Source organism: Elioraea sp., assembly GCF_022842375.1.
GTDB lineage: Bacteria > Pseudomonadota > Alphaproteobacteria > Acetobacterales > Acetobacteraceae > Elioraea_A.
The window spans coordinates 1-7,298 of record NZ_JALHPR010000061.1; the positions used below are offsets into that span (position 1 = coordinate 1).

7 protein-coding genes are annotated in these 7,298 nt (G+C 68.7%); all 7 read left to right on the plus strand.

Features of this window, described 5'->3' with window-relative positions:
* Positions 1-114, plus strand: a 114-nt coding sequence (locus tag Q0C38_RS22825) for a PEP-CTERM sorting domain-containing protein (protein WP_408870064.1), incomplete at its 5' end; no start/stop codon positions are given.
* 116 nt (positions 115-230) lie between these two features.
* Positions 231-2,096, plus strand: a complete 1,866-nt coding sequence (locus Q0C38_RS22830) for an ABC transporter ATP-binding protein (protein WP_291299442.1) — start codon at positions 231-233, stop codon at positions 2,094-2,096.
* 68 nt (positions 2,097-2,164) lie between these two features.
* Entirely contained in the window at positions 2,165-3,451 is a 1,287-nt protein-coding gene (gene eno, locus Q0C38_RS22835; protein WP_291299443.1) for a phosphopyruvate hydratase, read from the plus strand.
* Between the two features lie 231 nt (positions 3,452-3,682).
* Entirely contained in the window at positions 3,683-4,006 is a 324-nt protein-coding gene (locus Q0C38_RS22840; RefSeq protein ID WP_291299444.1) for a septum formation initiator family protein, read from the plus strand.
* 274 nt (positions 4,007-4,280) lie between these two features.
* A complete protein-coding gene (gene pdhA, locus Q0C38_RS22845) occupies positions 4,281-5,306 on the plus strand; it encodes a pyruvate dehydrogenase (acetyl-transferring) E1 component subunit alpha (RefSeq protein ID WP_291299445.1) in 1,026 nt (341 codons plus the stop codon).
* Between the two features lie 49 nt (positions 5,307-5,355).
* On the plus strand, positions 5,356-6,717 hold the full coding sequence (locus Q0C38_RS22850; protein ID WP_291299446.1) for a pyruvate dehydrogenase complex E1 component subunit beta: 1,362 nt from the start codon (positions 5,356-5,358) through the stop codon (positions 6,715-6,717).
* 25 nt (positions 6,718-6,742) lie between these two features.
* Positions 6,743-7,298: biotin/lipoyl-containing protein (locus Q0C38_RS22855; protein WP_291299447.1), on the plus strand; the 556-nt coding region annotated here is incomplete at its 3' end.

The following is a 7,298-nucleotide window of genomic DNA, read 5'->3' on the forward strand; positions in this document are numbered from 1 at the left end:
GCGCCGCCGCCGCCCGGCACCCCCGTGCCCGAGCCCGCCTCGCTCGCGCTGCTCGGCGCCGGCCTGTTCGGGCTTGCCGCCGTGCGCAGGCGCCGGCGCGCGACGCTCGCCTGATCAGATACGCCTGATCACCCCCGCCTGATCACCCCCGCCTGATCGCCGATCAGGCGGGGCTCCGCCCCGCGCATCCGGCAGTGGCGCGAACGGGCAGGACGCGCGATACCGGGGCGATGCTCCGCTGGGCAGAGACGCTGATCCCCCCGACCGTCCCGCCGGAGGCGCCACCGCCCTCCGGGGCTGGGCTGATCGCGTTCTACTGGCATTTCGTGCGCCAAGCGCGCGGACCCTTCGCGGCACTGTTCGCGGCGGCCTTCACGGTCGCGCTGCTCGACACGCTGATCCCGCTCTTCATGGGCCGCGTCGTCACCCTGCTCGCGCGCCACGACACGGCGACACTGTTCGCCGCCGTGTGGCCGGAGCTTCTCGGCATGGCGGCGGTGCTGATGCTGCTGCGGCCGGCAGCGCTCGTGACGCAGGGGCTGCTCGCCAACCAGGTGATCGCGGCGAACCTCACCAACCGCATCCGCTGGCAGAGCCACTGGCACGTGGTGCGGCAGGGGTGGAGCTTCTTCCAGAACGATTTCGCCGGCCGCATCGCGACGCGCGTGATGCAGACGGGGCCGAGCCTGCGGGAAAGCGTCGTCGCCTCGCTCCAGGCCGTCTGGTACCTGATCGTGTACGGGGCCGTATCGATCATCGCGCTGCTCGCCCTCGCGCCGATGCTCGTCGCCCCCATCCTCGTCTGGTTCGTTGCCTACATCCTGCTGTTGCGCGCCTTCGTGCCCAGGCTCAGGGATCGTGCGAAGGCAACGTCGGAGGCACGCTCCGCGCTCACGGGGCGGATCGTCGATACCTACGCCAACATCCTCACCGTGAAGCTGTTCGCCCGCGCGCGCGACCAGGACGGGTTCGTGCGCGACGGGATCGACCGCCACACCGGCATCTTCCACCGCCAGCTTCGCCTGATCACCCTGTTCGGCCTCTGCCTCTCGCTGCTCTCGGCCAGCATGGTGACGGCAACGGCCGCGCTCTCGATCTGGCTCTGGACCAAGGGCGGGGTGGAACCCGGCATGGTCGCCGCCGTTCTGCCGCTCACCTGGCAGCTGCTGCGCACGGCAGGCTGGGTGGCCGACAGCGTGACGAGCATCTTCGAGAACGTGGGCACGGTGCAGGAGGGGATGGAGACGATCGCCAAGCCCTTGCGCGACGCCGATCGCGAGGATGCAACGCCGCTCGTCGTGACCGAGGGCGGGATCCGTTACGAGCATGTCTCGTTCGGCTACGGGGCCGCGCGCGGCGTGATCCGTGACCTCGTGCTCGACATCCGGCCGGGCGAGCGCATCGCACTGGTCGGCCATTCGGGTGCGGGCAAGTCGACGCTGATCAACCTGCTGCTCGGCTTCTTCCAGCCCGAGGCAGGGCGCATCGTGATCGACGGGCAGGACATCGCGGGCGTGACGCAGGAGAGCCTGCGCCAGCAGGTCGCTGTCGTGACGCAGGATACATCGCTGCTGCATCGCTCGATCCGCGACAACATCCGCTTCGGCCGCCCCGATGCCACCGAGGAGGAGGTGATCGAAGCGGCCAGGCAGGCGGCGGCGCATGACTTCATCCTGAACCTGTCCGACTGGGAAGGGCGCACGGGCTACGATTCGCGGGTGGGCGAGCGTGGCGTGAAGCTCTCCGGCGGGCAGCGGCAGAGGGTGGCGATCGCGCGCGTGATCCTGAAGGGCGCGCCGATCCTGGTGCTCGACGAAGCGACGAGCGCTCTCGACAGCGAGAGCGAGGCGGTGATCCAGGAACAGCTCGAGACGCTGATGGCAGGCCGCACCGTGATCGCCGTCGCGCATCGGCTTTCCACCATCGCGCGGATGGACAGGCTCGTGGTGATGGAGGAGGGGCGCATCGTCGAGCAGGGCAGTCACGCAGCGCTGCTGGCCGCCGACGGCGCCTATGCCCGGATGTGGAACCGCCAGTCGGGCGGATTCATCGACGACCCGGCCCAGGCCGGGCGGCTGGGGTATCCCGCTGGCTGACCTTGCCGGCACCGTCTCGGCGGGCTAATCGCCACGTGGCCCCACGCGGGGCCCCCAAGGAGAGCACCATGCCGCATACCGCCATCGCCGACATCGTTGCCCGCGAGATCCTCGACAGCCGCGGCAACCCGACCGTTGAGGTCGACGTGGTGCTCGATGGCGGGGCGATGGGCCGTGCCGCCGTTCCCTCCGGCGCCTCGACCGGCGCGCATGAGGCGATCGAGCTGCGTGACGGCGACAAGGCGCGCTACGGCGGCAAGGGTGTCAGGAAGGCGATCGATGCGGTCGAGGGCGAGATCTTTGACACGCTCTCGGGCCTCGATGCGTCCGAACAGCTCAAGATCGACAACCTGATGATCGATCTCGATGGCACGCCGAACAAGGCGCGGCTGGGGGCGAACGCGATTCTCGGCGTGAGCCTGGCGGTGGCCAAGGCAGCGGCGGCGGCGCATGAGGTGCCGCTCTGGCGCTGGGTCGGCGGAAGCCTCGCCCGCACCCTGCCCGTGCCGATGATGAACGTGATCAACGGCGGCGCGCATGCCGACAACCCGATCGACATCCAGGAATTCATGATCATGCCGGTGGGTGCCGGCACGGGTGCCGAGGCGGTCAGGATCGGGGCCGAGGTATTCCAGGCGCTGAAGAAGACGCTGGCCGACCAGGGGCATGCAACGAACGTGGGCGACGAGGGCGGCTTCGCGCCGAACCTCGCCTCGGCCGACGAGGCGCTGGGCGCGATCGCCAAAGCCGTGGAGCGGGCAGGCTACCGGCTCGGCGAGGACGTGCTGTTCGCGCTCGACTGCGCCGCGACCGAGTTCTTCAAGGGCGGCGTCTACGACATGGCAGGCGAGGGGAAGAAGCTCGATCCGGCGGGGATGGTCGACTATCTCGCCGGCCTCTGCGGCAAGTGGCCGATCGTCTCGATCGAGGACGGGTGCTCGGAGGATGACTGGGCCGGCTGGAAGCTGCTCACCGACCGCCTCGGCAAGACGGTGCAGCTGGTGGGTGACGATCTGTTCGTGACCAATACGGCGCGGCTTGCCGATGGCATCCAGAAGGGCGTGGCGAATGCCATCCTGATCAAGGTGAACCAGATCGGCACGCTGACCGAGACGCTGGAAGCGGTGGAGATGGCGCACCGCGCGGGCTACCGCTGCGTGATGAGCCATCGCTCGGGCGAGACCGAGGACAGCACGATCGCCGACCTCGCGGTGGCGACCAATTGCGGGCAGATCAAGACGGGTTCGCTGAGCCGGTCGGATCGCACGGCGAAGTACAACCAGCTCATCCGCATCGAGTCAGCGCTTGGCCCCTCCGCGCGCTACGGCGGGCGTGCTGCCGTGATTCGCGGCTGAGAGGGTTTCCCCTCTCCCACGGCGTGGGAGAGGGAGGGGCCCAGCCGCAAGGCTGGGAGGGTGAGGGGCTTTCTGCAACGCCACGCGTGCGAAGCCCTCACCCACCCTCGCTGCGCGAGGGTTCCCCCTCTCCCGTGCAACGGGAGAGGGAAAGTGGCGCCAACGCGACCGTCGTGCGACCTTCGCACTTGCGGCGACGCGGGCTTGCGTGGTGGTCTCCGCGTCATGGGGATGTCACCTGAACTGAAGCGGCGCGCTGGCACCGCCGCGGGAGCCGTTCTCGGCGCGGCGGTGATCGGCTTCTTTGTCTGGCACACGCTGCAAGGCAGCCGCGGGCTGATCGCGCTCGGCGCGATCAAGGAGCAGCTTGCCATCGCCGAAACCGAGCTTGCGCGGCTCGAGGCCGAGCGTGCGCGCCTCGAGGCGCGCGTCGATGGCCTCCGCCCCGAGCACCTTGACGCCGATGCGCTGGATGAGCGGGCGCGAGCGATGCTGAACCTCTCCGGCCGCGACGACATGGTCATCCTCTACGGCCCCGGCGGCCGGCTCTACTGAAACGCCCCGGTCGGCAACGCCCGTGCGCTGCATGTACGCGCGGCGCAATTTCGTGTCCCGTTCGTGCCATGACTTCGCAATCCCCGCCGCGATCCTGGGCGCCGACGCAAGCTGGATCAGGGGCTTGACCACTTTTCGGTTAATTTACGCTATTGCATTGCAACATAAGCGTTTTCCCCTCTCGCCGTGCTTGCGCAAGGGGTTTGCCGACGTTACCTGACGGGAAGCGGCTGCCTTTGCGGTGGCCGGTCAGGGCAGGCATCCGGGGAAGACCATGGCAGGCACGGCGGAAGCGGGCGCGGCGCGGCGGAAGGGCAAGGCCGAGAAGGCCCCCTCCATGACACGCGACGAGCTCATCAAGGCCTATCGCGACATGCTGCTGATCCGCCGCTTCGAGGAGAAGGCGGGGCAGCTCTACGGCATGGGGCTGATCGGCGGGTTCTGCCACCTCTATATCGGCCAGGAGGCCGTCGTGGTGGGCATGCAGAGCGTGCTCGGCCAGGGCGACCAGGTGATCACCTCCTACCGCGACCATGGCCACATGCTCGCCACCGGCATGGAAGCCCGCGGCGTGATGGCCGAGCTCACCGGCCGGGCCGGCGGCTATTCCAAGGGCAAGGGCGGCTCGATGCACATGTTCAGCATCGAGAAGGGGTTCTTCGGCGGCCACGGCATCGTCGGGGCGCAGGTGAGCCTCGGCGCCGGCCTCGCCTTCGCCAACTGGTACCGCGGCAATGACCGCGTGAGCCTGACCTATTTCGGCGAGGGCGCCTCGAACCAGGGCCAGGTGTTCGAGACGTTCAACATGGCCGCGCTGCTGAAGCTGCCCGTCGTGTTCATCATCGAGAACAACCGCTACGCCATGGGAACGAGCCAGGAGCGCAACACCGTCACCGGCGATCTTACCAAGCGCGGCGCGCCCTGGGGCATTCCGGGCATGCAGGTCAATGGCATGGACGTCATGGCGGTGAAGGACGCGGCCGAGATCGCCGTCGGCCATTGCCGCGCCGGCAAGGGGCCGTATTTGCTCGAGATGAAGACCTACCGCTACCGCGGCCATTCCATGTCCGACCCCGCGAAGTACCGCACGCGCGAGGAGGTGCAGGAGATGCGCCAGAGCCATGACCCGATCGAAGGGGCGCGCGCCTCTCTCGCCGAGCTCTACGGGGTGGACGAGGCGGCGCTTCGCCCGATCGAGGACGAGGTGAAGGCGATCGTGCAGGAGGCGGCGGATTTCTCGCAGTCCTCGCCGGAGCCCGATCCGTCCGAGCTCTGGACCGACGTGCTCACCGACGCCTGACGCCTTCGCGCCGCAAAGTTCGCCGAAAAGTTCTGGGACGAGAACGACCATGACCGACATCCTGATGCCCGCGCTGAGCCCGACGATGACCGAGGGCAAGCTCGCGAAATGGCTGAAGAAGGAAGGCGACGAGGTGAAGGCCGGCGACGTGATCGCCGAGATCGAGACCGACAAGGCGACGATGGAGGTCGAGGCCGTCGACGAGGGTGTGCTCTCGAAGATCGTCGTCGCCGAGGGCACCGAGGGCGTGCAGGTGAACAGCGTCATCGCCGTGCTGGGTGGTGACGGGGCGGCCGCTGCGCCCGCGCCGAATGCCGAGGCCCCACCCTCTGCGCCGCCGCCATCAGCGCCGCCCGCGGTGGCGCCAGCGTCGGTTCCGGCCGCACCCGCCGCAGCACCCGTCGCGGCTGAGGAGAAGGATTGGGGCCCGACCGCGACCATGACGGTGCGCGAGGCGCTGCGCGAGGCGATGGCACTCGAGATGCGGCGCGACAAGGACGTGCTGTTGATGGGCGAGGAGGTCGGCCAGTACCAGGGCGCCTACAAGATCAGCCAGGGCCTGCTCGACGAGTTCGGGCCCAAGCGCGTGCTCGACACGCCCATCACCGAGCATGGCTTCACCGGCATCGCGGTCGGTGCCGCCATGGCGGGCCTCAAGCCGATCGTCGAGTTCATGACGTTCAACTTCTCGATGCAGGCGATCGACCAGATCATCAACTCGGCCGCCAAGACGCTCTACATGTCCGGCGGCCAGGTGAAGTGCCCGATCACGTTCCGCGGCCCCAACGGTGCGGCCTCGCGCGTCGCCGCACAGCACAGCCAGTGCTATGCCTCCTGGTACGCGCACTGCCCCGGGCTCAAGGTGCTTGCCCCCTGGTCGGCGGCGGATGCGAAGGGGCTTCTCCGCGCAGCGATCCGTGACCCGAACCCCGTCATCTTCCTCGAGAACGAGGTGGTGTACGGGCAGAGCTTCGAGTGCCCGACGTCTGAGGATTTCGTCCTGCCGATCGGAAAGGCGAAGGTCGAGCGGCCGGGGTCGGACGTGACCATCGTCGCCTTCTCCATCTGCGTCGGCTACGCGATGCAGGCGGCCGAAGCGCTCGCCGCCCAAGGCATAAGCGCGGAGGTGATCAACCTCCGCACCATCCGCCCGCTCGACATCGAGACGATCGCGGCTTCGGTGCGGAAAACGAACCGGCTCGTCTCCGTCGAGGAGGGCTGGCCCTATGCCGGCATCGGTTCCGAGATCGCGGCGGTGCTGATGGAACACTGCTTCGATTGGCTGGATGCGCCCATGGCGCGCGTGCACGGCACCGATGTCCCGATGCCCTATGCCGCGAACCTCGAGAAGCTGGCGCTGCCCACCGTCGCGCAGGTGGTGGAAGCCGCCAAGCGCGTGACGTATCGCTGAGCCTGGGCAGGGGAGGGACCGTCCGATGACCAATATCCTGATGCCGGCGCTGAGCCCGACGATGACCGAGGGCAAGCTCGCGAAATGGCTCAAGAAGGAAGGCGACACCATCAAGGCCGGTGACGTGATCGCCGAGATCGAGACGGACAAGGCGACGATGGAGGTCGAGGCAGTCGACGAGGGGGTCCTTTCGAAGATCATGGTGGCAGAGGGAACCGAAGGTGTTGCGGTGAACAGCGTCATCGCCGTTCTTGGTGGCGATGGTGCCGCCGCGGCACCTGCGCCGGCGCCGAAGCCCGTTGCCGCAGCGCCAGCGGCACCGCCGAGCCCCGGCAGCACGCAGGGCTTCAATCCGCAGCCCGATCCGCCGAAGGCGAACGGCCATGCTGGCGGTGACCGCGTATTCGCCTCGCCGCTAGCTCGCCGCATGGCGCAGCAGGCGGGCATCGACCTTGCCTCACTGACGGGCTCCGGCCCCGGTGGGCGGATCGTAAAGGCGGATATCGACGCCGCCCGCGCCGGCGGTGCGAAGGCAGCACCCGCCGCCGCCGCAGCGCCCGCGCCTGCCGCAGCCCCGGCTG

What these genes read in the sequence shown, in the direction of transcription:
- Q0C38_RS22830 (WP_291299442.1), top strand. Translation starts at nt 231, where the DNA reads ATGCTCCGCTGGGCAGAGACGCTGATCCCCCCGACCGTCCCGCCGGAG.
- eno (WP_291299443.1), top strand. Translation starts at nt 2,165, where the DNA reads ATGCCGCATACCGCCATCGCCGACATCGTTGCCCGCGAGATCCTCGAC.
- Q0C38_RS22840 (WP_291299444.1), top strand. Translation starts at nt 3,683, where the DNA reads ATGTCACCTGAACTGAAGCGGCGCGCTGGCACCGCCGCGGGAGCCGTT.
- pdhA (WP_291299445.1), top strand. Translation starts at nt 4,281, where the DNA reads ATGGCAGGCACGGCGGAAGCGGGCGCGGCGCGGCGGAAGGGCAAGGCC.
- Q0C38_RS22850 (WP_291299446.1), top strand. Translation starts at nt 5,356, where the DNA reads ATGACCGACATCCTGATGCCCGCGCTGAGCCCGACGATGACCGAGGGC.